Origin of the sequence: Agromyces sp. LHK192, from assembly GCF_004006235.1 — a bacterium.
In the GTDB taxonomy this organism is placed as follows: Bacteria; Actinomycetota; Actinomycetes; order Actinomycetales; family Microbacteriaceae; genus Agromyces.
Genome location: NZ_CP034753.1, coordinates 1,359,810 through 1,386,294 on the forward strand (window position 1 = coordinate 1,359,810; position 26,485 = coordinate 1,386,294).

At 72.0% G+C, this 26,485-nt stretch carries 25 protein-coding genes; 17 read left to right on the plus strand and 8 right to left on the minus strand.

All coding sequences use genetic code 11. From position 1 onward, the window contains the following. The first annotated feature begins 55 nt into the window (after positions 1–55). The 5 genes from ELQ40_RS06015 (at position 56) to ELQ40_RS06035 (ending at position 3,829) form a co-directional block, all read left to right on the plus strand. Positions 56–475 carry a cytidine deaminase gene (locus ELQ40_RS06015; protein ID WP_127792868.1) on the plus strand — a complete coding sequence of 140 codons (420 nt, stop codon included), beginning with the start codon at positions 56–58 and terminating at the stop codon, positions 473–475. Beyond that, entirely contained in the window at positions 472–1,794 is a 1,323-nt protein-coding gene (locus tag ELQ40_RS06020; protein WP_127792869.1) for a thymidine phosphorylase, read from the plus strand. Before ELQ40_RS06015 ends, ELQ40_RS06020 begins: the two co-directional genes overlap by 4 nt. Before the next feature lie 91 nt (positions 1,795–1,885). Continuing rightward, positions 1,886–3,010, plus strand: a complete 1,125-nt coding sequence (locus ELQ40_RS06025) for an adenosine deaminase (RefSeq protein WP_240665967.1) — start codon at positions 1,886–1,888, stop codon at positions 3,008–3,010. 79 nt (positions 3,011–3,089) lie between these two features. Further along, positions 3,090–3,548: a PTS sugar transporter subunit IIA gene (locus ELQ40_RS06030; protein WP_127792871.1), complete on the plus strand. Its 459-nt coding sequence runs from the start codon at positions 3,090–3,092 to the stop codon at positions 3,546–3,548. After that, on the plus strand, positions 3,545–3,829 hold the full coding sequence (locus ELQ40_RS06035) for a PTS sugar transporter subunit IIB (protein ID WP_127792872.1): 285 nt from the start codon (positions 3,545–3,547) through the stop codon (positions 3,827–3,829). Before ELQ40_RS06030 ends, ELQ40_RS06035 begins: the two co-directional genes overlap by 4 nt. Before the next feature lie 97 nt (positions 3,830–3,926). Here ELQ40_RS06035 and ELQ40_RS06040 read toward each other — a convergent pair whose 3' ends face one another. Together ELQ40_RS06040 and ELQ40_RS06045 are read right to left on the minus strand one after the other, a co-directional pair. Continuing rightward, complete coding sequence (locus ELQ40_RS06040; protein ID WP_127792873.1) at positions 3,927–5,699, minus strand: phospho-sugar mutase; 1,773 nt, start codon at positions 5,697–5,699, stop codon at positions 3,927–3,929. Positions 5,700–5,728: 29 nt separating this feature from the next. Beyond that, the gene (locus ELQ40_RS06045; protein WP_127792874.1) at positions 5,729–6,553 is read right to left on the minus strand and encodes a purine-nucleoside phosphorylase; all 825 of its coding nucleotides are present in this window, start codon (positions 6,551–6,553) and stop codon (positions 5,729–5,731) included. A gap of 85 nt (positions 6,554–6,638) precedes the next feature. On the opposite strand from ELQ40_RS06045, the gene ELQ40_RS06050 reads away from it, so the two are divergent. Beyond that, complete coding sequence (locus tag ELQ40_RS06050; RefSeq protein ID WP_127792875.1) at positions 6,639–8,069, plus strand: NAD(P)H-quinone dehydrogenase; 1,431 nt, start codon at positions 6,639–6,641, stop codon at positions 8,067–8,069. 51 nt (positions 8,070–8,120) lie between these two features. Further along, on the plus strand, positions 8,121–9,635 hold the full coding sequence (locus ELQ40_RS06055) for an APC family permease (RefSeq protein ID WP_127792876.1): 1,515 nt from the start codon (positions 8,121–8,123) through the stop codon (positions 9,633–9,635). A gap of 51 nt (positions 9,636–9,686) precedes the next feature. Here ELQ40_RS06055 and ELQ40_RS06060 read toward each other — a convergent pair whose 3' ends face one another. Beyond that, positions 9,687–11,471, minus strand: a complete 1,785-nt coding sequence (locus ELQ40_RS06060; protein ID WP_127792877.1) for a biotin carboxylase N-terminal domain-containing protein — start codon at positions 11,469–11,471, stop codon at positions 9,687–9,689. Positions 11,472–11,558: 87 nt separating this feature from the next. Next, positions 11,559–12,203 (minus strand): nucleoside triphosphate pyrophosphatase, encoded by a 645-nt coding sequence (locus ELQ40_RS06065; protein WP_127792878.1) that lies wholly within the window; start codon positions 12,201–12,203, stop codon positions 11,559–11,561. A 95-nt stretch (positions 12,204–12,298) separates the two neighbouring features. Here ELQ40_RS06065 and ELQ40_RS06070 point away from each other — a divergent pair, with 95 nt between their 5' ends. From ELQ40_RS06070 to ELQ40_RS06085, 4 genes are read left to right on the plus strand one after another with little or no spacing between them, the layout of a single operon-like run. Continuing rightward, entirely contained in the window at positions 12,299–13,648 is a 1,350-nt protein-coding gene (locus ELQ40_RS06070; RefSeq protein ID WP_127792879.1) for a class I SAM-dependent RNA methyltransferase, read from the plus strand. Positions 13,649–13,677: 29 nt separating this feature from the next. Then, entirely contained in the window at positions 13,678–14,385 is a 708-nt protein-coding gene (locus ELQ40_RS06075) for a response regulator transcription factor (protein ID WP_127795160.1), read from the plus strand. 37 nt (positions 14,386–14,422) lie between these two features. Beyond that, on the plus strand, positions 14,423–15,715 hold the full coding sequence (locus ELQ40_RS06080) for a sensor histidine kinase (RefSeq protein WP_164863492.1): 1,293 nt from the start codon (positions 14,423–14,425) through the stop codon (positions 15,713–15,715). Next, entirely contained in the window at positions 15,712–16,737 is a 1,026-nt protein-coding gene (locus tag ELQ40_RS06085; RefSeq protein ID WP_127792881.1) for a hypothetical protein, read from the plus strand. Before ELQ40_RS06080 ends, ELQ40_RS06085 begins: the two co-directional genes overlap by 4 nt. A gap of 223 nt (positions 16,738–16,960) precedes the next feature. Here ELQ40_RS06085 and ELQ40_RS06090 read toward each other — a convergent pair whose 3' ends face one another. Together ELQ40_RS06090 and ELQ40_RS06095 are read right to left on the minus strand one after the other, a co-directional pair. Next, complete coding sequence (locus ELQ40_RS06090) at positions 16,961–17,182, minus strand: acyl-CoA carboxylase epsilon subunit (protein ID WP_127792882.1); 222 nt, start codon at positions 17,180–17,182, stop codon at positions 16,961–16,963. 8 nt (positions 17,183–17,190) lie between these two features. Beyond that, positions 17,191–18,792 (minus strand): acyl-CoA carboxylase subunit beta, encoded by a 1,602-nt coding sequence (locus ELQ40_RS06095; RefSeq protein ID WP_127792883.1) that lies wholly within the window; start codon positions 18,790–18,792, stop codon positions 17,191–17,193. A 104-nt stretch (positions 18,793–18,896) separates the two neighbouring features. Between ELQ40_RS06095 and ELQ40_RS06100 the strand changes: the two genes are divergently transcribed. From ELQ40_RS06100 to ELQ40_RS06110, 3 genes are all read left to right on the plus strand, one after another. Continuing rightward, positions 18,897–19,799, plus strand: coding sequence for a biotin--[acetyl-CoA-carboxylase] ligase (locus ELQ40_RS06100; RefSeq protein ID WP_127792884.1), 903 nt, complete (start codon positions 18,897–18,899; stop codon positions 19,797–19,799). Positions 19,800–19,988: 189 nt separating this feature from the next. Continuing rightward, positions 19,989–20,465: a PH domain-containing protein gene (locus ELQ40_RS06105; protein ID WP_240665968.1), complete on the plus strand. Its 477-nt coding sequence runs from the start codon at positions 19,989–19,991 to the stop codon at positions 20,463–20,465. 157 nt (positions 20,466–20,622) lie between these two features. Then, complete coding sequence (locus ELQ40_RS06110) at positions 20,623–21,459, plus strand: DarT ssDNA thymidine ADP-ribosyltransferase family protein (RefSeq protein ID WP_127792886.1); 837 nt, start codon at positions 20,623–20,625, stop codon at positions 21,457–21,459. On the opposite strand, the gene ELQ40_RS06115 is transcribed toward ELQ40_RS06110, so the two are convergent. Next, positions 21,410–22,048 (minus strand): GtrA family protein, encoded by a 639-nt coding sequence (locus ELQ40_RS06115; RefSeq protein WP_164863493.1) that lies wholly within the window; start codon positions 22,046–22,048, stop codon positions 21,410–21,412. The two genes, ELQ40_RS06110 and ELQ40_RS06115, sit on opposite strands and share 50 nt — an antisense overlap. Positions 22,049–22,164: 116 nt before the next feature. Here ELQ40_RS06115 and ELQ40_RS06120 point away from each other — a divergent pair, with 116 nt between their 5' ends. Beyond that, positions 22,165–23,295, plus strand: a complete 1,131-nt coding sequence (locus tag ELQ40_RS06120) for a 5-(carboxyamino)imidazole ribonucleotide synthase (RefSeq protein ID WP_255424718.1) — start codon at positions 22,165–22,167, stop codon at positions 23,293–23,295. Positions 23,296–23,349: 54 nt separating this feature from the next. Here ELQ40_RS06120 and ELQ40_RS06125 read toward each other — a convergent pair whose 3' ends face one another. Next, complete coding sequence (locus ELQ40_RS06125) at positions 23,350–24,483, minus strand: glycosyltransferase family 1 protein (RefSeq protein WP_127792888.1); 1,134 nt, start codon at positions 24,481–24,483, stop codon at positions 23,350–23,352. Between the two features lie 149 nt (positions 24,484–24,632). Here ELQ40_RS06125 and purE point away from each other — a divergent pair, with 149 nt between their 5' ends. Both purE and ELQ40_RS06135 read left to right on the plus strand, forming a co-directional pair. Then, positions 24,633–25,100 (plus strand): 5-(carboxyamino)imidazole ribonucleotide mutase, encoded by a 468-nt coding sequence (purE, locus tag ELQ40_RS06130; RefSeq protein WP_127795162.1) that lies wholly within the window; start codon positions 24,633–24,635, stop codon positions 25,098–25,100. Then, positions 25,097–26,473, plus strand: coding sequence for an LCP family protein (locus tag ELQ40_RS06135; RefSeq protein ID WP_127792889.1), 1,377 nt, complete (start codon positions 25,097–25,099; stop codon positions 26,471–26,473). The genes purE and ELQ40_RS06135 overlap by 4 nt, the downstream gene beginning before the upstream one ends. Positions 26,474–26,485 lie beyond the last annotated feature (12 nt).

Sequence of the window (26,485 nt, forward strand, 5' to 3'; positions counted from 1 at the left end):
CGCGCGCCGAGCCCGGCCGGGGCATCCGGCACCTGACCCGAGACGGGGGAGCACCATGACCGAATCGGCAGCGATCGACTGGGAACACCTGCGCCAGGTGGCGCGCGACGCGATGGCCAAGGCGTACGTGCCGTACTCGCAGTTCCCCGTGGGCGCGGCGGCGATCGTCGACGATGGCCGCATCGTGTCCGGCTGCAACGTCGAGAACGCCTCGTACGGCCTGACCCTGTGCGCCGAGTGCTCGCTCGTGTCGGCGCTCACGATGTCGGGCGGCGGGCGGCTCGTGGCGTTCGCCTGCGTCGACGGGCACGGCAACACGCTCATGCCGTGCGGCCGGTGCCGCCAACTCCTGTACGAGCACTCCGCCGAGGGCATGGTGCTCGACACCGTCTCCGGCCTGAAGACCATCGACGAGGTCCTGCCCGACGCGTTCGGACCGCGCCAGCTGGCCGAGTTCGAGGGAGGTCGCTCATGAGCGCGGCGCACGCCGGAGGCGCCGGCGTCGAGGCTTTCGACGCGGTCGACCTGATCCGCGCGAAGCGCGACGGGCGGGCGCTCTCGACCGCGGAGATCGACTGGCTCGTCGACGCCTACACCCGCGGGTACGTCGCCGACGAGCAGATGTCGGCGATGACGATGGCGATCTTCCTGAACGGCATGGGCCGACGCGAGATCCGCGACCTCACCATGGCGATGATCGCCTCGGGCGAGCGCATGGACTTCTCGGGGCTCGGCAAGCCGACCGCCGACAAGCACTCCACCGGCGGCGTCGGCGACAAGATCACACTGCCGCTCATGCCGCTCGTCGCCGTCTTCGGCGTCGCGGTTCCGCAGCTGTCGGGCCGCGGCCTCGGCCACACGGGCGGCACGCTCGACAAGCTCGAGTCCATTCCGGGGTGGCGCGCCGACCTCACCAACGAGGAGATGTTCGCGCAGCTGCGCGACCAGGGCGGCGTCATCTGCGCGGCCGGAGCCGGGCTCGCCCCGGCCGACAAGAAGCTGTACGCGCTCCGCGACATCACGGGCACGGTCGAGGCGATCCCGCTGATCGCCTCGTCGATCATGTCGAAGAAGATCGCCGAGGGAACCGGCGCGCTCGTGCTCGACGTGAAGTTCGGCTCGGGCGCGTTCCTCCAGGACATCGAGCGCTCGCGCGAGCTCGCCACGACGATGGTGGAGCTCGGCGAGGACGCCGGGGTGGCCACGAGCGCCCTGCTCACCAACATGAACGTCCCGCTCGGGCTCACGATCGGCAACGCGAACGAGGTCCGAGAGTCGGTCGAGGTGCTCGCCGGCGGCGGGCCCGCCGACGTCCGCGAGCTCACCCTCGCGCTCGCGCGCGAGATGCTCGCGCTCGCCGGGCAGCCCGATGCCGACGTCGAAGCCGCGCTCGACGACGGCCGGGCGATGGACGTCTGGCGCGCCACCGTCCGTGCGCAGGGCGGCGATCCGGACGCCCCGCTCCCCGTTGCACGCGAGCAGCACGTCGTGACCGCCGACCGAGACGGGGTGCTCGTCGCGCAGGAGGCGCTGCCGTTCGGCATCGGCGCGTGGCGGCTCGGTGCCGGGCGCGCGCGCAAGGAGGATCCCGTGCACCACGCGGCCGGCATCGACCTGCACGCGAAGCCCGGCGACCGGGTGCGGGCGGGGCAACCGCTGTTCACGCTGCACGCCGACGATCCCGCACGGTTCGCGCGCGCGCTGGAGGCCGTCGAGGGCGCCTGGCGCATCGGCGACCCGGGCGATGCCGTCGAAGACGGCGGCCCGCTCGTCGCGGAGCGAATCGGGCGGTAGCGCATCGGCGTCGTCCGCGCACGTCCGGACGTCCCCTGCACGCTCGGAAATCACCGAGACTTCGCGGAGTGCCCGCCGGTATCGTGGACTCGTGGACACGAACGCGACGCAGCAGTACCGGCTCGAGGGCGACGGAGCCGACATCGGGGCGCTGCCCAAGGTGTCGCTCCACGATCACCTCGACGGGGGACTCCGACCCCGGACCCTGATCGAACTCGGCGACGAGATCGGCCTCGACCTGCCCTCGACCGACGCCGACGGACTTGCGGAGTGGTTCGCCGAGAAGTCCGACTCGGGCTCCCTGGTCGAGTACCTCAAGACGTTCGACCTCACGACTTCGGTCATGCAGACGCGCGAGGGACTCGTTCGCGTCGCCCGCGAGTTCGTCCAGGACCTCGCCGCCGACGGCGTCGTCTACGGCGAGGTGCGCTGGGCGCCCGAGCAGCACCTCACCCGCGGGCTGTCGCTCGACGAGACGGTCGAGGCGGTGCAGGAGGGCATCGACCAGGGAATCGACGACGTGCGGCACCAGGGCCGTCGCATCCGGGTCGGCCAGCTCGTCACCGCGATGCGTCACGCCGACCGCGGGCTCGAGATCGCGGAGCTCGCCGTCCGTCACCGTGAGCGGGGCGTGGTCGGGTTCGACATCGCCGGCGCGGAGGCGGGCTTCCCGGCGAGCCGCCACCGGACCGCGTTCGACTATCTCGCCGGCAAGTTCCTGCCCGTGACCGTGCACGCGGGCGAGGCCGACGGCCTCGAATCGATCCGGTCCGCGCTCGTCGACGGTCGCGCCCTTCGGCTCGGTCATGGCGTCCGCCTCGCCGAGGACCTCGTGATCGAGCGGCAGGACGACGAGAACACCTACGTGTCGCTCGGCCCGGTCGCCCAGTGGGTCCGCGACCGCGAGATCGCCCTGGAGACGAGCCCGTCGTCGAACCTGCAGACGGGTGCGATCGCGGCCTGGGGCGAAGAGCTCGTCGACCACCCCTTCGACCTGCTGTACCAGCTCGGGTTCCGGGTGACGGTGAACACCGACAACCGCCTGCAGTCGTCCACGTCGCTCACGCGGGAGCTCTGGCTCCTCGCCGACGCCTTCGGCTACGACCTCGACGACCTCGAGGTGTTCCAGCTGAACGCGGCGGGGGCGGCGTTCCTTCCGTTGGACGATCGCGAGGAGCTCGCCGAACTCATCGAGGACGGCTTCGACGAGGCCTGAGCGCCTCGCCTCGCCTCGCCTCGCCTCACCTCCGCCTGACGGTCACCCGCCGTCTGCACCCATCGAACGGAACCCCCACATGCCTGCTCCTCCGCTGCCGGACTCGGCCGTCACCCTCGGTGCCGCTGCGGCCGACTGGCGCGCCGCGGTGCGGCTCGCCGGGCGCGCACTGGCACGGTCGGGTGCGACCACCACCGGCTACGCCGATCGCATGGTCGGCGTCATCGAGGAGTTCGGCGCCTACGTGGTGATCGCGCCCGGGCTCGCCCTCGCGCACGCGCGACCCGGGCCCGACGTGCGTCACGACGGCATCGCGGTCGTCACGCTGGAGACTCCGGTCGCGTTCGGTCACCCGCACAACGACCCCGTGCGCGTCGTGCTCGGGCTCGCGGTGTCGAACGCCGAGGAGCACGTGGCGAGCGTCGCGTTCCTCGCGAACGTGTTCAACGATCCCGAGGCCCTCGAGCGCATCGCCGCGGCATCCGGGCCCGAGGCCGTGCGCGAGGTCCTGGGCGTCGATTCGGGGGCGCGCCCGTGAGGATCGTGGCGGTCTGCGGCCTCGGCATCGGCACGTCCGCCATCCTCCAGGTCAACGCCGAGCGTGCCCTCGCCCGGCTCGGACTCGACGCCGACGTGGTCGCCAGCGGGCTCGACGGTGTCGCGACCGCCGCCGCAGACGCACAGATCGTGCTCACCTCGACCGAGCTCGCCTCCGCGGTGCGCACCGCGCTCGGCCGCAGCTACTGCGAGATCATCGTGGTCGCGAACTACTTCGACGTCGACGAGATCGCCGTGCACCTCGAGCGCTCGCTCGCCTGAGACGAGCGAGCGCTGACCGAGGTCGAGCGCAGACCGAGCTCGGACACGCTCGCCCCCGCACCTCCGCCCGCGCGAGAGCCCGCGCGTGAAGTCTCGGTCAGCGCACGAGCTCGCGCATGCCGCGGTCGAGTGCTGCGAGGGATGCTGCGGCCTCCGCCCGTCGCTCGGCGACGGTGCCGCGGTCCGACACGGTGTCGAGGTACACCTTGAGCTTCGGCTCCGTTCCGCTGGGCCGGACCATGACCCGGCTGCCGCCGTCGAGCACGATGCGGAGCACGTCGCTGGGCGGAAGGTCGCCGAACCCGTCGGCGAGGTCCTCGATCCGCTCGACGCGGATGCCGCCGATCGCTGCGGGCGGGTTCGCCCGGAGTGCCGACATGATCTCGCCGATGCGGGAGAGGTCGGTGACGCGAAGGGAGATCTGCCCGGAGGCGTGGCATCCGAATCGTTCGACGAACGCGTCCAGGTGGTCGGCGAGCGTCCGGCCCTCGGCGTGCAGGCGTGACGCGAGGTCCAGGAGCGCGACCGCCGCGGAGATGCCGTCCTTGTCGCGCACGGTCTCGGGGTTGACGAGGTAGCCGAGCGCCTCCTCGAAGCCGTACACGAGGTTCGGCGCCTTCGAGATCCACTTGAAGCCGGTCAGGGTGGCGCGGAACTCGAGGTCGTAGGCGCGGGCGACGGCCTCGAGGCCGGGGGACGAGACGATCGAGCACGCGAGGGTGCCCTCCGCGCCGCCGTCGCCGGTCGCACGCGCGGCCTGCTCGGCGGCACGCCAGCCGAGCAGGAGGCCGATCTCGTTGCCGGTGAGCCGGCGCCAGTCGGAGGCCTCGGCACCGGCAGCACCACCGGCAGCGGTGCCGGCATCCGATCCGCCGGCGATCGGGATCGCGACCGCGAGCCGGTCGGCGTCGGGGTCGTTCGCGATCACGAGGTCGGCACCGACCTCGCGGGCGCGGGCGAACGAGAGGTCCATCGCCCCGGGTTCCTCGGGGTTCGGGAACGACACGGTCGGAAATGCGGGATCGGGGGCGATCTGCGGTTCGACGACGTCGGGCAGGTCGAAGCCGGCGGCCTCGACGACCCTGGCGAAGGTCTCCCAGCCCACGCCGTGCATGGCGGTGTAGACGACCCGAGGTCCGGGCCGGACCGCGGCAGTCCCGGCGACCGCCGCCGTCGCGGCGACGTAGGCGTCGACCACCGATTCGTCAGCGGTCTCGAACGCGCCGCGCGGCAGGTCGGGCACCCGGCGCTCGGCGGCGACCCGCAGGATGTGCGCGGCGATCTCCGCGTCGGCCGGCGAGACGATCTGCGATCCCTCGCCCTCACCACCGAGGTACACCTTGTACCCGTTGTCGTTCGGGGGGTTGTGGCTCGCGGTGACCATGACGCCCGCGCTCACGCCGAGGTGGCGCACGGCGAACGCGAGCACGGGGGTGGGCAGCAGGCGGGGGAGGAGCACGGCGCGCACCCCGGCCCCGGCCATGAGCTCCGCCGAGTCGCGCGCGAAGACGTCGGAGTTCTTCCGCCCGTCGTACCCGATGACGACCGAGGGGACCCCGCCCGGCGCAGCATGCTCGAGCAGGTACGCCGCGAGGCCGGCGGCGGCCTGCGAGACGAGCACCCGGTTCATCCGGTTCGGTCCGGCGGCGATCTCGCCGCGCAGCCCGGCGGTGCCGAACGCGAGGCGGTCGTCGAACCGGTCGGCGAGGTCGGCCGCCGCGCCGGCGTCGCCGCCGCGCGCCGACACGACGATCGCCGCGAGCTCCTCGCGGGTCTCCGGATCGGGATCCTGCGCGATCCAGGCCTCCGCGTCCGCGAAGCGGGCTTCGGCGCGGGCCGCGGCGGCCCTTGATGCATCCGGCGAGGTCATGTTCGGCTCCTCGGTCCTCGGCTCCTCGCTCACAGCGCGTGCACGATGTCGGCGAGCAGCTTCGAGATCACCGGCTCGGCCGCGCGGCCCGCCTCGATGACCTCCTCATGGCTCAGCGGCGTCTGCTGGATGCCGGCGGCGAGGTTCGTGATCAGCGACATCCCGAGGATCTCCATGCCGGCCTGGCGGGCGGCGATCGCCTCGAGGGCCGTCGACATGCCGACGATGTGCCCGCCGATCGTCTTCGCCATCTGCACCTCGGCCGGCGTCTCGTAGTGCGGCCCGCGGAACTGGCAGTACACGCCCTCGTCGAGCGAGGGGTCGATCGACCGAGCGACCGCGCGCAGTCGCGACGAATACAGGTCGGTCAGGTCGACGAAGGTCGCGCCCTCGAGCGGCGAATCGGCCGTGAGGTTCAGGTGGTCGCTGATGAGCACCGGGGTGCCGGGAGTCCAGTGCTCCTTGATGCCGCCTGCGCCGTTCGTGAGGATCATGACGGATGCGCCGGTCGCCGCCGCCGTGCGCACCGAATGCACGACCCGGCGAACGCCGTGGCCCTCGTAGTAGTGGGTGCGCGCGCCGATCACGAGCGCCCGCCGGCCGTTCGGCAGCGCGACCGAGCGCAGCGTGCCGACGTGCCCTTCGAGCGCGGGCTTCGAGAAGCCCGGGACCTCGGTCGCCGGGATGGTGTGCGTCGTCTCGCCGATGAGGTCGGCCGCACGGCCCCAGCCCGAACCCAGCGTGAGCGCGACGTCGTGGTGGTCGACGCCCGTGAGTTCGGCGATGCGGTCGGCCGCGTCGCGTGCGACGGCGAACGGGTCGGCGGCGGGGTCGTCGAGCGGGTTGTGAGTCATCCCACCATGGTAGTGAGCGGGCGGATGCCCCGGCCTGCGGCTGCTCGGATGCGGCCGATCCGGACGCGTGCGGGAGAATGTGCGCATGGCCTACGAGTTCGAACGCACCCAACGCATCGTCGTGGTCGGCGGGGGGCCGGGCGGGTACGAGGCCGCGCTCGCCGCCGCGCAGCTCGGCGCCGAGGTCACCCTGGTCGAGCGTGCCGGGGTCGGCGGCGCGGCGGTGCTCACCGACGTCGTGCCGTCGAAGTCGCTCATCGCGACCGCGGAGGCATCCAACGCCGTGAAGGAGGCCGCCGACCTCGGCGTCCAGTTCTACGCGAAGGGCCAGCACGACAAGGCCGTGAAGCCGAAGGTCGCGATCAACCTCGCCGCCGTCAACAAGCGGCTGCTGGGGCTCGCGGCGCAGCAGTCCGAGGACATGCGCCGGAACCTGGTCGACGCGGGCGTGCACCTCGTCCAGGGCGACGGACGGCTCGACGGCCCGAACGCGGTCATCGTGGCGACGGGTCCGGGCGGCACCGACTTCGACCGTCTCGAGGCCGACACCATCGTGGTCTCGGTCGGCGCGAGCCCGCGCGTGCTGCCGACCGCCGTGCCCGACGGCGAGCGCATCCTCACGTGGACCCAGCTGTACGACCTCCAGCAGGTGCCCGAGCACCTCATCGTCGTCGGCTCGGGCGTCACCGGCGCCGAGTTCGCCTCGGCTTACCGCGCGCTCGGCGCGAAGGTCACGCTGATCTCCAGCCGCGACCAGGTGCTGCCGGGGGAGGACCAGGACGCGGCGTTCGTCATCGAGAACGTGTTCACGCGCAACGGCATGAAGGTGCTGAACACGGCTCGTGCGGCATCCGTGGTGCGCGACGGCGACGAGGTCGTCGCGACGCTCGCCGACGGACGCGAGGTGCGCGGATCGCACTGCCTGATGGCGGTGGGCTCGGTGCCGAACACGCGGGGGATCGGGCTCGAGGAGGCCGGGGTGCAGCTCTCGGACTCGGGGCACATCCGGGTGAACCGCGTCGCGCGCACGTCGATGCCCAACATCTACGCCGCGGGCGACTGCACCACGTTCCTGCCGCTCGCGTCGGTCGCCTCCATGCAGGGGCGCACGGCGGTGTTCCACGCCATGGGCGACATCGTGAACCCGCCCGAGAACCGCAACATCACCTCGAACATCTTCACCCAGCCCGAGATCGCCACCGTCGGCTGGACCGAACGTCAGATCGAGGAGGGCCTCGTGCAGGGCGTCGTCTACAAGCTTCCCCTCGCGACGAACCCGCGGGCCAAGATGATGGGCATCCGCGACGGCTTCGTGAAGCTGTTCGCCTCCAGCGGTTCCGGGTCGATCATCGGCGGCGTGATCGTGGCGCCGAAGGCGTCGGAGCTCGTGTTCCCGCTCGCGCTCGCCGTCGAGCACCGGCTCACCGTCGACCAGTTCGCCGAGGCGTTCCCGGTGTATCCGTCGCTCAGCGGGTCGCTGACCGATGCGGCGAGGGCCATGCACGTCGTACGCTGACCGGAGCGCGGCGTCGCGGGGGCGGCGTCGCAGCATCCGGGGGGGGGATCGATGAACCTGCGCGTGAAATCCGTCGAGGCGTCCATCGCGGACTCGACCGACGAGGAGCGGAGCCTCAAGCGCTCGCTCGGCACCTGGGACCTCGCGCTGATGGGCATCGCCGTCGCCGTCGGCGCCGGCATCTTCTCGGTCGGGGCGCAGGCGGCCGCGAACTTCGCGGGGCCGAGCGTGATCATCTCGTTCGTGCTCGCGGCCGTCACCTGCGGGCTCGCGATCATGTGCTACGCCGAGTTCGCCTCCACCGTGCCGGTCGCGGGGAGCGCATACACGTTCACCTACGCGACGATGGGCGAGCTGCTCGCCTGGATCATCGGATGGGACCTGATCCTCGAGATGTTCACCGGCGCCGCCGTGCTCGCGAAGTACTGGGGCGTCTACCTCGGCGAGGCGCTCCTCGCGTTCGGCATGCCGTTCCCGGCGACGTTCTCGATCGGCGGGGTCGAGGTGAGCTGGCCGGCATTCCTCATCGTCGCGGTGTTCACGGTGCTGCTCGTGGCGGGCACGAAGCTCACCGCGCGCGTCGGCTCGGTGTTCACGATCATCAAGGTCGCGATCGTGCTGTTCGTGATCGTGGTCGGGTTCTTCTTCCTGAACCCGGCGAACTTCACCCCGTTCATCCCCGCGCCGGTGCCGACCGAGGGCGGCGACGCCGACGCGTGGACCCAGTCGCTGTTCTCCTGGGCGACCGGTGCGGCGCCCGCGCAGTACGGCGTGTTCGGCATGCTGGCGGCGGCATCCCTCGTGTTCTTCGCCTTCATCGGTTTCGACGTCGTCGCGACCAGCGCCGAGGAGGTCCGCGAACCGCAGAAGCGGCTGCCTCGGGGCATCTTCCTGGGCCTCGCCATCGTCACCGTGCTCTACGTGCTGGTGTCCATCGTGATGACGGGCATGGTGTCGTACACCGAGCTCGCGGAAGAGGAGACGCCGTCGCTCGCGACCGCGTTCCGCCTCGTGGGCCAGGACTGGGCGTCCGCCGTGATCTCGCTCGGCGCGCTCGCCGGTCTCACGACCGTGATCATGGTGCTGCTGCTCGGCCTCTCGCGCATCGTGTTCGCGCTCAGCCGCGACGGGCTGCTGCCGCGATGGCTGTCGAAGACGACGGCGCACACCAAGACGCCTGCGCGGATCCAGATCATCGGCGGACTCGTCGTCGCGCTTGTCGCCGCGTTCACCGACGTGGGCCTGCTCGAGGAGATGATCAACATCGGCACGCTCTCGGCGTTCGTGCTCGTGTCGATCGGCGTCATCGTGCTGCGACGCACGCGGCCCGACCTGCCGCGCGGGTTCCGGGTGCCGTGGTCGCCGGTGCTGCCGATCCTCTCGGCCGCCCTGTGCGTGTGGCTGATGTTCAACCTCACGACGCTCACCTGGGTGCGGTTCCTCGTGTGGCTCGCGATCGGCGTGCTCGTCTACCTGCTCTACGGCCGCCGGCACTCGCGCATGGCAGGAACGGTCAGCGAGGTGGAGTTGCCGACCCCGCAGGGGGCTGAGCCGCCGAAGCCGTAGCTGCGTCGGTCGGCCCGCGGCGCAGCCGCGGTCGGCGCGACGAGGTCGGCGCTACGCGGCGGGCGCGTCGGCGATCGACAGCAGCAGGTGGCCGCTGGAGACGGTGACGCCCGCCTCGGCGTTCACGAGGCCGACGACGCCGTCCTTGTGCGCCACGATCGGCTGCTCCATCTTCATGGCTTCGAGCACGAGCACGAGGTCGCCCTTGACGACCTTGTCGCCCTCGGCGACCGCGACCTTCACGACCGTCGCCTGCATCGGCGCCTTGACGGCGTCGCCGGTCGCCGTGTCGGCCACGTGCGACGACGTGCGACGACGCGGCGCGGCGCCGACGGATGCCCCGCCGGAGCGCGTGGCACCGCCGACGAGCTTCTTCGGCAGCGACACCTCGATGCGACGGCCCTCGACCTCGACGACCACGGCGGTGCGCTCGGCGGCACCCTGGACGTCGGCGAGTTCGCCCGACCACGGTTCGAGCCGGTTGTCGTACTCGGTCTCGATCCAACGCGTGTACACCGAGAACGGCGCGCCGCCCTCGGGCGCGAACGCCGGGTTGCGCACGATGTCGCGGTGGAAGGGCAGCACGGTCGGCAGGCCCGTGACCTCGAACTCGTCGAGCGCGCGACGCGCACGGGCGAGCGCCTCGTCGCGGTCCTTGCCGGTCACGATGAGCTTCGCGAGGAGCGAGTCGAAGGCGCCCGAGATCTCGTCGCCGCTGGTCACCCCCGAGTCGACACGGATGCCGGGGCCGCCCGGGAACCGCAGCTGGTGGATCGGGCCGGGCGCGGGGAGGAAGTTGCGGCCCGGGTCCTCGCCGTTGATGCGGAACTCGAACGAGTGGCCGACCGCGACGGGGTCGGGGTAGTCGAGCACGCCGCCCTCGGCGATGCGGAACTGCTCGCGCACGAGGTCGAGGCCGGTGACCTCCTCGGAGACCGGGTGCTCGACCTGGAGGCGCGTGTTCACCTCGAGGAACGAGACCGTGCCGTCCTTGCCGATGAGGAACTCGCAGGTGCCGGCGCCGACGTAGCCGACCTCCTTGAGGATCGCCTTCGACGACTCGTAGAGCTGGGCGACCTGCGCGTCGGTGAGGAACGGCGCCGGGGCCTCCTCGACGAGCTTCTGGTGGCGGCGCTGGAGCGAGCAGTCGCGCGTGGAAACCACGACGACGTTGCCGTGCTCGTCGGCGAGGCACTGGGTCTCGACGTGGCGGGGCTGGTCGAGGTACTTCTCGACGAAGCACTCGCCGCGGCCGAACGCCGCGACGGCCTCGCGGGTGGCGGACTCGAAGAGCTCGGCGACCTCGTCGCGCTCGCGGGCGACCTTGAGGCCGCGCCCGCCGCCGCCGAAGGCGGCCTTGATCGCGACGGGAAGGCCGTGCTGGTCGACGAACTCGAGGACCTCCGTGGCGTCGGCGACGGGGTTCAGGGTGCCCGGCGCGAGCGGGGCGCCGACCTTCTCGGCCACGTGGCGTGCGGAGACCTTGTCGCCGAGGCGCTCGATCGCCTCGGGGGTCGGGCCGATCCAGATCAGGCCGGCGCCGATGACGGCGCGGGCGAAGTCGGCGTTCTCGGCGAGGAAGCCGTAGCCCGGGTGCACCGCGTCGGCGCCCGAGCGGCGCGCGACCGAGAGCAGCTTGTCGATCACGAGGTAGGTCTCGGCGCTGGTCGAGCCCTCGAGCGCGTAGGCCTCGTCGGCGAGCTTGACGTGTCGTGCGTCACGGTCCTGGTCGGCGTACACGGCGACGGAGGCGATTCCGGAGTCGCGCGCCGCACGGATGACGCGGACGGCGATCTCGCCACGGTTGGCGATGAGGACTTTGGTGATGCGCGGCATGATTCCCAAGCCTATTGAAGGAGCGAGGGCTGCCTTTGGACGCCGCCGACAAAAACCCGGGGCATCTCTTGAGCCGGTCGACAACAGTCAGGCGGTGCGGTTCCAGAGTGCGGGCCAGTCGCCGCCGAGTTCGCGCACGAGTTCGCGCAGCGTGGAGAGCGAGAGCCCCACGACCGTCGACGGGTCGCCCTCGACGCGGCGGATGAACGGACCGCCGAGACTGTCGACCGTGAAGGCGCCGGCGACGGCGAGCGGCTCGCCCGAGGCGACGTACGCGTCGATCTCGGATTCGTCGAGGTCCGCGAACGACACCGTCGCGACCGCCGGCCGCCCGGCCGCCCCGTGCACCCGCCCGCCACGGTGGTCGATCACCCAGTGCCCCGACCAGAGATCGCCCGACCGGCCGTTCTGCGCGCGCCACCGCTCGCGCGCGACCTCGGGCCGGTGCGGCTTGCCGTGGATCACGCCGTCGACGAGGAACGCCGAGTCGCCGCCGAGCACGAACCCGTCGATCGGCTCGTCGCCGGGGCGCTCGCCGAGGATCGCCTCCGCCTTCGCCTGCGCGAGCACCTGCACCAGTTCGGCGGCATCCAGCGGTGCGCCGCGCTCGGCCTCGATCCGGGCGACGAGCGCCTCCTCGTCGACGCCGGGCGAGACGGTCAGGGGTTCGATCCCCGCCTGCCGCAGCAACTGGAGACGGGCGGGCGAGGTCGACGCGAGGTAGAGGCGCATGCGACCATCCTGCCCGGGTCGCGGCGAGGCGTGGGACGGAGGGGACGCGGCACCCGAGCCGCCCGGAACCCGCAGCGGTGTGGAACCATCGGAGGATGCCACGCCCTCAGCGACCACGCCGCCCGAGCCGAACCGACGGCGCCGCTCGCCGCATCGGGCGTCCGTCCTCGTCGCGCACGCCGAAGCCGCCCGCGACCGACGGGCCGGTGATCGAGCTCGAGGTCGGCCGGATCGCCCACGGCGGCATCGCCGTGGCCCGGCACGAGGGGCGCGTGGTGTTCGTCGCCGACGCGATCCCGGGCGAGCGGGTCCGCGCGAGGGTGACGGATGCCTCGAAGGAGCGCTTCTGGCGTGCCGACACGGTCGAGGTGGTCGAGGCGTCGCCCGACCGCCGCGAGCACGTCTGGGCCGAGGCATCCGTCGATCGGGCGCCGGAGCTCCGGGCGGGAGGCGCCGAGTTCGGGCACATCCGGATGCCCCGCCAGCGCGAGCTGAAGGCGCAGGTCGCGACCGACGCGCTCGCACGCTTCGCCGGGCTGGAGCGGCGGGTCGAGGTGGAACCGGTCGACGGGGCGCTCGCGCCGGGCGTCGACGCCGACGAGGGGACCGGGTGGCGCACCAGGGTCCGACTGCACGTCGACCGCGACGGCCGGGTCGGGCCGTACGCCGCGCGCAGCCACACGGTCGTGCCGGTGACCTCGCTGCCGCTCGCGGCGCCCGAACTGCAGGCGCTCGCACCCCTCGGCGCTCCGATGCCGGGGACTGCCACGATCGACCTCGTCGCGCCCGGCGACGGGCGCGCGGAGGTCGTCGTCGACGCCGCCGCAGGCGACCGCGGCCGCATCGTGCACGAGGTCGTCGACGGCAGGCGGTTCCGCCTCGACCGCGGCGGATTCTGGCAGGTGCACCGGGGGGCGGCCGCGACCCTGTCGCACGCCGTGCGCGACCTCGTCGACCCCGACCGCTTCGACCCCCGGGCGGCGAACCTCGACCTGTACGGCGGCGTCGGCCTGCTCGCCGCGGCCGTCGGCGACCGCTTCGGCGACACCGTGCGCATCACGAGCGTGGAGGCCGATGAGCGCGCGACCGACCACGCGGCGGCGAACCTGGCGGACTGGGTCGGTGCCAGGGCCGAGACGGGCCGGGTCGACCGCTGGCTCGCCGAGCTCGACGCCGTGGCCGACCAGGCGCTGCGCGCCCGCCTCCGGGGCGCCCTCGTGGTGCTCGACCCGCCTCGGTCGGGCGCCGGGCGCGAGGTCGTCGAACGGCTGGCCGCCCTCCGGCCCGCCCAACTCCTCTACGTGGCGTGCGACCCCGTCGCGCTGGCGCGCGACCTCGGCACGTTCCACGAGCACGGGTACGGCGTCGAGGCGATGCGCGCGTTCGACCTCTTCCCGAACACCCATCACGTCGAGGCCGTCGTGCGCCTTGGCGCTATCGTGTGATCGACGGGAAGGGGGCCGCGGTGGCAGAGGTGCGAGCCGAACCGGGCGACGGGGGCGTCGACACGTCGGCGCCGGCGGTCGCCACCGTGGCGATCGTCGACGACCACGAGGCGGTCAGGCTCGGACTCCGTGCCGCATGCCGGGACGCGGGCTATCGGGTGCTCGCCGAATCGGCCGGGGTCGCCGAACTGCTCGAGGCCCTCGGAGACACGCCGTGCGACGTGGTCGTGCTCGACCTCTCGCTGGGCGACGGCACGACCGTCACCGACAACGTGCGCGCGGTGCTCGACCGCGGCAGTTCCGTCCTCGTGCACAGCATCGCCGACCGCGTCGCCGCCGTCCGGGAGTCGCTCGCGGCGGGGGCATCCGGCGTCATCCCGAAATCGTCGCCGACCTCCGTCGTGATCAACGCGATCGCCACCGTGGCGCGCGGCGACGTCCTGACGAACGTCGAATGGGCGAGCGCGATCGAGGCCGACAGCGACTTCGCGAAGGCGCAGCTCGGGCGCCGCGAACGCGACGTGCTCCACCTGTACGCGTCCGGGCTCCCGCTGAAGCTCGTCGCCCAGCGACTCGGCATCGCCCACTCGACCGCGCGGGAGTACCTCGATCGCATCCGAGCGAAGTACGTCGAGGTGGGCAGGCCCGCGCCGACCAAGGTCGACCTGCTTCGCCGCGCCGTCGAGGACGGCATCCTGCCGGGGCTCGACGGCGACGTGGGAGATGTCCGCGGCTGAGCCGCGGGCCCAGCGCCCGGCGACCCGTCGGCGCGCGGTGACCCGCGCCCAGGTCGAACTGGTCTCCGCGCAGGCGCTCGGGATCTTCGGGATCGTCTTCTCGGCGCAGTCCCTGCCGCAGGCCCTCGAGCAGGGTCCCGCGTTGGTGGCCGGCCTCGGGTACGTCATGATCGCCGTCGTCGACGGCGCCGCGGTGGCCGTCATGATCGCCGTGCTCGCGCACGTGGGCATCCGCGCCGCCGCGTGGGGGTACGCGCTGGCCTTCGTCCTGGCGCTTGCGGGTTGGCCCCTGCTGGTGGCCGACCCGACCGTGCTCGGCGGCGAACGCCCGTGGTTGTACGCCCTGTGCACGGTGGCGACCACCGCCGCGGTCGTCGCGTTCCCGCTCGCCGGCGCCCTCGTGTACACGCTGGCCGTGCCCGTGCTGTACTGGGCCGTTCGGATGACGCCCGCCGGCGGTGGCGCCGGCTTCCTGGCATCGGGTTTCGAAGCCGTGTACGCGCTGATCCTCGGCGTGGTCGTCCTCCTGATCGTCACGATGCTCCGCCAGGCCTCGAAGACGGTCGACCAGGCGCAGGATGCCGCGCTGCGCAGGTACGACGTCGCGGCTCGCCAGCACGCGAACGAGATCGAGCGGGTGAAGGTCGACGCGCTGGTGCACGACTCCGTGCTCACCACGCTCCTGGCCGCCGCAGCCGCCGAGCGACCGGAACAGCAGGAACTCGCCGGGCGGATGGCCCGCGACGCCATCCGACGACTCGACGATGCCGGCGCACGTTCGCCGCGCACCTCGGACCGGGTGGCGCTGCCGGTGCTCGTCCGAAGGCTTCGTGCCGCGCTCACCACCCTCACCACGCCGTTCACGGTCCGCGTGGTCAACGCCGGTTCGGTGGAGCTCTCGGTGGACGCGGTCGATGCGCTCTACACGGCCGCGGTGCAGGCGATGGTCAACTCGGCGCAGCACGCCGACGAACCGGGTCGTGCGACGCGCCGGGAGGTCCGCATCCGGGGCGTCCGCAACGGCGGCTGCGTGATCGAGGTCGCCGACAACGGGGTCGGATTCGATCCGACGTCGGTCTCGGAGAACCGACTCGGCCTCCGGGTCTCCATCGTCCAGCGGATGGTCGACGCCGGCGGTGCCGCGACCATCGATTCCGCGCCCGGCCGCGGAACGACGGTCGTGCTCTGCTGGCCGGCGATGACCGAGATGAATCCGGCGACGGCGAAGCCGAGGCACCCGGCGGCCGGGGCGACCGCTGCGGACGGTCCGCGTTCGCACGAGCCCGCAGCTCCGGACCCGACCGCGACGGACCGGGAGGATCCCGCATGATCGGCCTCCCACGATGGCTGCTGCTGGTCTCGGCCGCGCTGTTCTCCGCCTACCACGTCCTGCTCGGGCTGGTCACGCTGGACGTCCCCGCCGACCCAGGACCGACGATCCTCGCGATCGTGCTCTACGTCGTCGCGACGGTCCTGAGCCTCTGGCCCACCAAGCGGCTGCGGATGCCCGACTGGCTCGCAGCCACCAACCTCGCCATCGCGATCGCGATGCCCGTCGCGGTCACCTCGCAGCTCGACCCGGCCGTCGACAACGGGTACGCGACGTGGTACGTCGCGGCGACCGGCACGCTCATGACCATCACGGCGGCGAGGCGCCAGCTCGTCGCCGCCTGGCTCGGCACGGCCTGCCTCGGCATCCAGACCGTCGTCTGGGCGGGTTTCACGGCCCTGGGAAGCCTCGGCGTCATCGGCAGCATCGTGTGGGTCGCGATCGCGCACATGCTCACCACCGCGCTCGCGACGGCTGCGAGGGAGGCCAGGCGCTATGCGCAGGCCGAACGGGAGGCCGCGGCATGGCAGGCCGCGCAGGACGCGCACCTGTTCGAGGGTCGGATGCGACTCGCGCAGACCAACCGCATCGCGGCGCCGATGCTCCGGCGCATCGCCGATCTCGGCGGCGCGCTGTCGCCCGCGCAACGACGCGAGTGCCGCACCCTCGAGGCCGCCATCCGAGATGAGATCCGCGGTCGGATGCTCCTCACCGACGCCGTGCGCCGGGAGGTTCGGCTCGCCCGCGAACGCGGCATCATCGTCACGCTGCTGGACGAGGGCGGCATCGACGACGTCGACGAGGCCACGCGCGACCGGGTGCTGTCGCAGGTGGCGGAGTCGATCGCGGCGTCGCACGCGGACCGCATCATCGCTCGGACGGCGTCGGTGCGCTCGCCCGTCGCGGTCACGGTGGTCGGGTTGGTCGCGCCGGACGGGGTCGGCGTCGAGGATCTCGACCCCGACGAGGCCGACGTCGAGTTCTGGCTCGAGATCCCGCGCGCGGCCGAGCCCGTGGCCTAGCCCGGAACGAGAGAGAGGGCCGGTCGAATCCGACCGGCCCTCATCAAGCCCGAGTCACGGCGACAACCCGAATATCGCCCTGACTCGCCCCTTGTTCAGCGAAGCCGGTTACCCATCCGACGACGCGAGCGGCGTGACGCCGCATACCCATAATGGGGGACTTGCGCTCCGTGCGTTAGTCGGCTTTTTGGGGGACACGCTCAGCCGTCGAGGGGGACCCGGCTCATCGACCCCAGGCGGCCCAGCGGCCGTGCCCCGGAGTGAGCGGGGTGCGCAGCGCGCCCGCGCCGCGGATCCAGGCCGCGTGGTCGCGGTCCTCGGCCGAGGGCGCCTCGGCCGAGGCCTGTGCGAGCACGGCGGTCAGGACCGCGGTCGTCGCGGCCGCCTCGTGGTCGGTCACGGGGGTCAGGAACCCGATCGCGGGAACCGTGGACTCGTCGCTCATCGTGCCTCCTACAGCGGGATGTTGCCGTGCTTCTTCGGCGGCAGCGCCGCCCGCTTGGTCCGGAGCATCCGCAGCGCCTTCACGACCGAGACGCGGGTCGCTGCCGGCTCGATGACGCCGTCGAGCTCGCCGCGTTCGGCGGCGAGGAAGGGGGATGCGACGTTGTAGGTGTACTCGTTCGCGAGCTGCGTGCGCACCGCCGCGACGTCCTCGCCGGCCTCCTCAGCGCGCTTGATCTCGCCTCGGTACAGGATGTTCACGGCGCCCTGACCGCCCATGACGGCGATCTCCGCGGTCGGCCACGCGAGGTTGATGTCGGCCCCGAGCTGCTTCGAGCCCATGACGATGTAGGCGCCGCCGTACGCCTTGCGGGTGATGACGGTGACGAGCGGCACGGTCGCCTCGGCGTACGCGTAGAGCAGCTTCGCGCCGCGGCGGATGACGCCGGTCCACTCCTGGTCGGTGCCGGGCAGGTAACCGGGGACGTCCACGAGGGTCAGGATCGGGATGCCGAACGCGTCGCAGAATCGCACGAACCGTGCAGCCTTCTCGCCGGCGGCGATGTTCAGCGTGCCGGCCATCTGGCTCGGCTGGTTCGCGATGATGCCGACCGAGCGGCCCTCGACGCGCGCGAACCCGATCACGATGTTCGGCGCGAAGAGCGGCTGCACCTCGAGGAAGTCGCCGCCGTCGACGATGCCCTCGATGACCGCGTGCATGTCGTACGGCTGGTTGGGCGAATCGGGGATCACATGATCGAGTCGTCGGTCGGCGTCGGTGATCTCGAGTTCGGGCTCGGCGTCGTACGCCGGTGGCTCGGTGAGATTGTTGTCGGGGAGGAACGACACGAGCGTGCGCGCGTAGTCGAGCGCGTCGGACTCGTCGCTCGCGAGGTAGTGCGCGACGCCGGAGACGGCGTTGTGCGTGAGCGCCCCGCCGAGCTCCTCCATGCCGACGTCCTCGCCGGTGACCGTCTTGATGACGTCGGGGCCGGTCACGAACATCTGGCTCGTCTTGTCGACCATGATCACGAAGTCGGTGAGCGCGGGGGAGTACACGGCACCGCCGGCGGCCGGGCCGCAGACGATCGAGATCTGCGGGATCACGCCGGACGCCTGGGTGTTGCGGCGGAAGATCTCGCCGTACTTGCCGAGCGCGACGACGCCCTCCTGGATCCGAGCGCCGCCGGAGTCGAGGATGCCGATGATCGGGACCCCGGTCTTCAGCGCCAGGTCCATCACCTTGATGATCTTCTCGCCCGCGACCTCGCCGAGCGAACCGCCGAAGATCGTGAAGTCCTGCGAGTACACGGCGACCTGCCGGCCGTGGATGGTGCCGGTGCCCGTGACGACCGCGTCGCCGTAGGGCCGCTTGGCCTCCATGCCGAACGCGTGCGTCCGATGCCGGACGAACTCGTCGAGCTCGACGAACGAGCCCGGGTCGAGCAGTTCCGCGATGCGCTCGCGGGCGGTCATCTTGCCCTTGGCGTGCTGCTTCTCGATCGCTGCCTCGCCCGATGCCGTCACGGCTTCGTGGTAGCGCTGCTTGAGATCGGCGAGCTTGCCTGCGGTGGTGGAGAGGTCGGGGCCGTCGAGGGTCGGTTCGGTCACGCGCTTCACTCTACCGGCGCCCTGTGCGGCCACTTCGTTGACGGATTCCTACAAATCGCGGGCGGACACTAGCCTGAAACCCACACGGGATGGAGAGGTGCCGCATGGAATGGGATCGGTCGCGCGAGGTGGTGCCGAAACTCGTCGTCCTCGAGCGCGTCGGCTCGACGAACGACGAGATGCGCCGGGCGATCGAGACGTCGGATGCCTCGGACTGGCCGCACGGCTCCGTCATCGTCACCGACGACCAGACGCAGGGCCGGGGGCGGCTCGGCCGCACCTGGCTCGCACCGACCGGCAAGACCCTCGCCATCTCCGTCGCGGTGCGGCCCGACGGCCCGGACGGCGTGCGGTTGCCGATCGACGCGTACGGCTGGCTTCCCCTGATCGCGGGGGCGGCCATGACCGAGGCCGTACGCGGCGCCGTCGCGGCGGCATCCGAGGCCGCGGCATCCGACGCCGGGGAATCCGGCTCCCGGGCAACCGACGCCGCGGCATCCGACGCCGGCGGCGGCGTCGACGTGGCGTTGAAGTGGCCCAACGACGTGCTCGTCTCCGGGTACAAGGTCTGCGGCATCCTCTGCGAACTCCTGCCGGTCACCGGCGCGGAGCACGGTGACCCGCCCGCCGTGGTCGTGGGCGCCGGACTGAACCTCACGCTCGATGAACACGACCTGCCGACGCTCACCTCCACGTCGCTCCTGCTCGCGACCGGTCGTCGCCCCGACGCCGACGCCGTGCTCGCCGACTACCTCGAGCGCTTCCTCTCCCTCGTCGCCGAGCTCTCGGCCGCCGAGGGCGACGCCGTCGCCTGCGGCATCGCCGACCGGGTCGCCGAGCTCTGCGGCACGCTCGGCGAGGAGGTCAGGGTCGAACTGCCCGGCGACGCCGAGCTCGTCGGCACCGCGGAGCGCCTGGACCGCGACGGCCGGCTCGTGGTGCGCGAACGGGAGAATGGCGAGCCGCAGGCTGTCGCCGCCGGGGATGTGACCCACCTGCGCTATTAATGGGCGTATGAGTCGAGCCCGCGCACGAGGGCAGGCCGGGCCGGCGCCCGATCCTGCGGCGTCATCGGCGCGACCGGTCGATCCGGTCGCGACGGATGCCGTGCGCACCGAGGCCGGCCGACCCGCGGGGCGGGGGCCGCGCCGGCCGGTCCGGAGCGGGTGGTCGCCCGCGTCCGTCGCCACGCCCGCGTGCTCGTCCTGCCCGCCCTCGTGTTCATCGTCGTCGCCGGCGTCACCGGGTACGCCGCGTTCTGGTTCCCCGACGTGTGGCAGCGTGTCGCAGTCGGTGCCGCCGCGCTGCTCATCGTGCTCGTCGCGTGCGTGCTGCCGCTCCTCTCGTGGCTGACCCGTCGGACCACGATCACCACCCGGCGGATCATCGAGCGCTCGGGCATCTTCGTGCGGGTCCGCCGTGAGCTGCTGCTCACCCGCGGCTACGACCTCACCGTGCGCCAGACTCCGATGCAACGCGCGTTCGGTTCCGGGGACGTCCGCATCAACACCGGCCACGAGCGGCCGTTCGTCCTCCGCGACGTGCCGAAGCCCGTGCTCGTGCAGGCGGCGCTCGGCGAACTCATGGGTTCCTCGCAGTCGGTCGTCGCCGAACATCGCCGCGCCGCGCAGTCGATCGGCGATGGCGACACGATCGCCTGGGGCAGCCGGTAGCCGGTAGCCGGCAGGTGACGGCCGGCGACCGGCCGGTGCCGCGCGGACCCTCGCGGGCGAATGCGGAGGCCCGTTCGTCCGTGGACCGGGCCGCGAGCGCGTACAGTTGTCGGTCGGCGCTCGCGTGAACCCCGACGCGAGCGCGAGGGAGGACGACTTGGACGAGTGCATCCACGGCTTCGATGACGGCATGTGCGCCATCTGCTTTCCGCCGAAGGAACCCGAGCGCCCCGAGCCCGCGCCGGCGACCCGCGCCGCGCGTGCGCCGCGCCTCTCGTCGACCCGCGTCGCGTCGGGCGGCCGCACCGCTCGACCCGCGTCGTCCCGCGCCTCGCGCCCGCTGACCGAGCCGCCGGTGGATGCCGGTGCCATGCGCGTCTACCACGCGACCCACCTCGACAACCTCGCCCGCATCCTCGGCTCCGGCGCGATCCTCGCCGACGCCGGCGCGAATCCCGCGAATCCCGCCGTCGACGTCGCAGCGCCCGCCGCGCGTGCGTTCCGCCGCGAGACCGAGTTCGACGGGACAGGGGCCCCGATCGCCGCGTTCGTCCCGTTCTACCTCAGCACCGAGGCGCCGCTGTGGGTCGCCGTGCGCGACGGCGAACCCGACCCGAGGCTCGCGACCGACGAGTCGGGTATGCGTCCGGCCGCCGACTTCGTGCTCCTGGTCAGCTCGGTCGCCCAGGCCCTCGGGGCGCGGAGCGCCGTGGAGGGCCAGGTCGTGGTGTCCACCGTCGACCCCGCGCTGCCGGGCTCGCAGTCCGTCGTCGGATGGGCGGACGCCGAGCGGATGCTCCGTCGTCTGTCCCTGGACGACGACGCGCTGGCGGCCGCCGAGTACCTCGTCCGCGACGAGGTGCCGCTCGAGCGGATCCAGGTCATCGCGGTCGCGAACGACCGGGTGCGCGATCGCGTCCGGTCGGCGCTCACCGCCGTCGGGATCAAGGCCCGAGTCGCCGTGTATCCGCCGTGGTTCCTGCCGACGGCGTAGCGGTCGACCCCGGGGCTTGCGTGTCGGCCCCTGTCCGGCCCTGGGCGGGTTCCTCGAAGAGCGCCCGTTGCGCCTCCTCGACGCGGGCCCGGTTCGACAATCCGTCGGCGCGGTGATGCCCGAACACCCAGTAGCGGTAGAGCAGGAAGCGGAACGCCGTCCCGAGCCCGAGCCCGATCACGTTCGACGAGAGGTTGTCGGCGACGAGGCTCGTGAGTCCGAGTACGTGGTGGCTCACCCACAGGCAGAACAGCGAGATCGCCATCCCGCCGAGCGAGACGACCACGTACTCGGCGAACTCGCGGAGGTAGTTGCGGCGGCGGTGCTTCCGGAAGGTCCAGTACCGGTTCCCGATCCAGTTGCAGACGATCGCGACGCTCGTCGAGATCGTCTTGGCGCCGATCGCGGACTGCGCCCAGCCGTCGGCGCCGAACGCGCCGAGCCGGAGGGCGTTGAACAGGGCGACGTCGATGACGAGCCCGACGAGCCCGACGACGCCGAACTTCAGGGCGTACGCGATGAGGCCGTCCCACGCCCGCCGTGCCAGGTCCCCGAAGCGGCTCGGCGCGGCATCCGTCTGCTGGGTCACCGGGCCATGATAGCCGCGCCGCCGCCGCGTAGACTTGGGCGTCGACGCAGTCGCGTCGCGCCCGGTCGCCTCGGCGACGCGGGCGACAACCTCGACACGGGAAGCAGGGCGATCGGGTGCGGGTCGGAGTGATCGGCGGCGGACAGTTGGCACGGATGATGATTCCCGCGGCGATCGAGCTCGGGGTGGACATCCGGGTGCTCGCGGAGTCCGAGGGCATGTCGGCGGAGATCGCGGCCGACCGCGTCGGCGACTACACGGATGCCGCGACGGTGCTCGACTTCGCGCGCGAGGTCGACGTCATCACGTTCGACCACGAGCACGTCCCGCAGGACGTCCTGGCGGCGCTCGTCGACGCCGGCGTGCCCGTGCGACCCGGGCCGCAGCCGCTCGCCGTCGCCCAGGACAAGATCCTCATGCGGGAGCGCCTCTCCGAACTCGGCCTCCCGGTTCCCGACTGGGCCGCCGTCCGCTCACCCGCCGATCTCGAGGCGTTCATCGCCGAGCACGGGGGTGCGGCGGTCGTCAAGACCCCGCGCGGCGGTTACGACGGCAAGGGCGTGCGCGTCGTGCGATCCGCCGCGGAGGTGTCCGAGTGGTTCGCGGCGATCGCCGAGGACGGCAACGACGGGGCGCTCCTGGTCGAGGAACTCGTCGACTTCCGGCGCGAGCTCGCGCAGCTCGTCGCCCGTCGCCCGAGCGGTGAGGTCTCCGCGTGGCCGATCGTCGAGACCCTCCAGGTCGGCGGCGTGTGCAGCGAGGTCATCGCCCCCGCACCGCGCTCGGCCGGCCGCATCGCCGACGTCGCCGCCGACATCGCGGTCGCCGTCGCCGAGGGGCTCGGGGTCACGGGCGTGCTCGCGGTCGAGCTGTTCGAGACCACCGACGACCGGATCCTCATCAACGAACTCGCGATGCGTCCGCACAACTCCGGACATTGGTCGATGGACGGCTCGACGACCGGGCAGTTCGAGCAGCACCTGCGCGCCGTCCTCGACCTGCCGCTCGGGGGAACCGGCACGCACGCCGACTGGTCGGTGATGGTGAACATCCTCGGCGGGCCGGTCGAGGGCACCCTCGCGGAGCGGTACCCGCTCGCCCTGGAGGGGCATCCGACCGTCAAGCTGCACAACTACGGCAAGTCGCCCCGGCCCGGCCGCAAGGTCGGCCACGTGACCGCCGTCGGCGACGATCTCGACGCGGTCGTCTACGAGGCCCGCGCGGCTGCGGCGGTGTTCCAGGACTGACCTTCGTTGCTGCGGGGGAATGGGCGCGGGCGGCCGATCGACCGCCCGCGCGGCTCAGAGGTCCGCGTGCAACTGCCACACCCGTTCGGCCGCGTCCTGCCAGCTGAAGGCCCGCGCGCGATCGAGCGAGGTGATCCGTAGCCGCTCGGCCAGCGCGGAGTCCTCGACCACGCTCGTCACTGCTGCGGCGAGTCCGTCGACGGTGTCCGGACCGGAACCGTGTGGCACGCTCAGCCCGGCCCCGGCCGCGATCTCGACGTACTCGGGGAGGTCCGTGTGGACGACGACGGCGCCGCACGCGAGCGCATCGATGATCGTCTCGGGCCGGCCTTCCGTCATCGTCGGCGCGACGAAGGCCGTGGCGTGGCGCATCAGCACGCCGAGGTCGCCCGCGTCGAGGTCGAAGATCTCGCGCACGCGGCCGGGAGCGAGCCCCGCCTCCGCCGCGTGATCCGCGACGCGGGCCTGCTCCCCGCCCGTTCGGCCGGCGATGAGCAACGGGATGTCGGGCACGCCGGGCCGCGTGAGCGCAGCGATGAGTTCACGGAGGCCGTGCCGAGGGGCGAGCGAGCCCGTGGTGAGCAGGTACGAGTCGGGCACATCGAGCGCGGAGAGGCGTTCGGTCGCATCCGTCGGGTGCAGGCCGCTCCTCGACGCGGGTGCGATCACCCGGAGCCGAGAGCCGAACCCGAACTCGTCGTCGATCCGCGCGGCGAGCGCGTGCGTCGTCGCGACGACTCCGTCTGCGTACTTGCGGGCTCGCTTCAGCATGCCACGCCGCCAGGACGCCTCGACACTGCCGAGCGCCTCGGGGTTCGTGATGGCGAGCAGGTCGTGCACGGTCACGACGACCTGGTCGCCGGACGCCCGGTCGTGCCGGCGCATCGGTGCCAGCAGCGTCGGGGAATGGATGATCCCTCCGCCGGGGGATGTGGTGAGCCCGCGCTGCCAGGCCGGGCGCAGTTCGCGCCTGGCGAGCGAGGTCTTGTACAGGGCGGACATCCCGGGCAGGCTGCGCTCGATGTGCTCGTACTCGGCCGGTGGAGACGACGAGACGATGCCTTCCACAGTCGTGCCGGTCGGCGCGCTCCGGATGAGCGCCGTGGTCAGGTCCTGGGTGTACCGGCCGTCGTGGCTCGAGACCGGGGCGGCCAGGGCATCGACCACGACCCGCAGCGCTATCGCCATCCGCAGTCCTCCGTCTCGTCGTTCCGGATGCCACCCTATCGGGGGACTTCGATCGACCGACGGCGCGTGGCGTCCGCGAACCTCCCAGCCTCCAGCCGTACACTCTCGGGGTGACCGAACCCACCCCTGCTCCGATCGTCGGCGTGATCATGGGATCCGATTCCGATTGGACCGTGATGAACGAAGCGTCCTCGATCCTCGACGAGTTCGGCATCGCGCACGAGGTCGAGGTCGTGTCCGCGCATCGGACTCCCGCCAAGATGGCCGCATACGCGGCCGAAGCCGCGGGACGGGGCATCCGGGTCATCATCGCCGGCGCCGGAGGTGCTGCGCACCTGCCGGGGATGGTCGCTTCGATGACGACGCTTCCCGTGATCGGCGTGCCCGTTCCCCTGGCACGTCTCGACGGGATGGACTCGCTCCTGTCGATCGTGCAGATGCCGGCCGGTATCCCCGTCGCGACGGTGTCGATCGGCGGCGCACGGAACGCGGGTATTCTCGCGGCCAGGATCATCGGCAGCGGCGACGCCGACCTCACCGCCCGGCTGGCGGGCTACGCCGACGGCCTCGCTGCGATGGTCGAGGAGAAGAACGAGCGCCTGAAGCAGGCGCGATGACCCTCACCGCGAGCCCGATCCGGCACCCCGACCTCGCCTCGCGCGACGTGATGACCCGCCGCGGATGGTGGCTCGTCCTCCTCAACCTGTTGATTCCCGGGTCGGCGCAGGTGCTCGCAGGCAATCGGAGACTCGGACGGTTCGGGCTCGGTGCGACGATGCTGCTCTGGACCGTCGCGGTCGTGGCGATCGTCGTCTGGATCTGGTGGCCGACGGTGATCTACACCGTCGCGACGAGCACCATCGGCCTCTGGCTCTTCGCTGCCGCTGCAGTGTTCTACGCCGTGCTGTGGGTGGTGCTCGCCATGGACACCCTCCGTCTCGTCCGACTCGTCAGGACTGCGCCGACTGCGCGAGCATTCATCGCCGCGTTCGGCGTGGTCGCGATGGTGCTCGTCGCGGGCGCCGCCGGGTATGCCGCCAGCCTCGCCACCAGCGCCAGCGGTCTCCTGTCGAGCGTGTTCGTCGCCGGACCGTCGCAGCCGCCTGACGAGAACGGTCGGTACAACATCATGCTGCTCGGCGGCGATGCCGGTCCCGACCGGGACGGCCTCCGGCCGGACAGCATCCGCGTGGTGAGCATCGACGCCGAGAGCGGCCACACCGTCACGATCGGACTCCCGCGCAACATGGAGGACGTGCCGTTCCCCGACGGCTCGCCGCTGCACGCGGTGTACCCCGAAGGTTACGGCGCCATCGACGGGTGCGAGGTCGACGTCTGCCTCCTGAACTCGATCTACACCGAGGTGGAGCTCCGGAGCCCGGAGATGTATCCCGACGCCGTGTCGCGAGGGAGTGAGCCGGGGATCGAGGGCATGCGCGATGCCGTCGAGGGCATCACCGGCCTCGACATCCAGTACTACGCACTGATCGACATGGCCGGTTTCCAGCAGCTCATCGATGCGCTCGGCGGGGTGACCATCGAGGTGGCCGATCGGATCCCGATGGGTGCGGGGCACGATGAGGAAGGGAACGAGGTCGAGATCACGGAGTGGATCGAGCCGGGCACGCAGGTCCTCGACGGCTTCCATGCGCTCTGGTACGCGCGGTCGCGCTACGGGACCAGCGACTACGACCGGATGGCCCGCCAACTCCAGGTGCAGGAAGCCATGCTCTCGCAGTTCAACCCGGCGAACGTGCTCACGAAGTTCCAGGAGATCGCCGCTGCGGGATCCCAGGTCGTGAAGACGGATGTGCCGCAATCGATGCTCCCGTACTTCGTGGACCTGGCGGGCAAGGCGCGGTCGCAGCCGATCACCGACGTCCCGCTCGTACCGGAGAACGGCTTCGAGCCGGAGGATCCGGACTACGCCGTCGCATCGGAGCTCATCGGCCGGGCGCTGATCCCGCCGACCGAGGAGCCCGCGGAGTGAACGCCGTGCGGG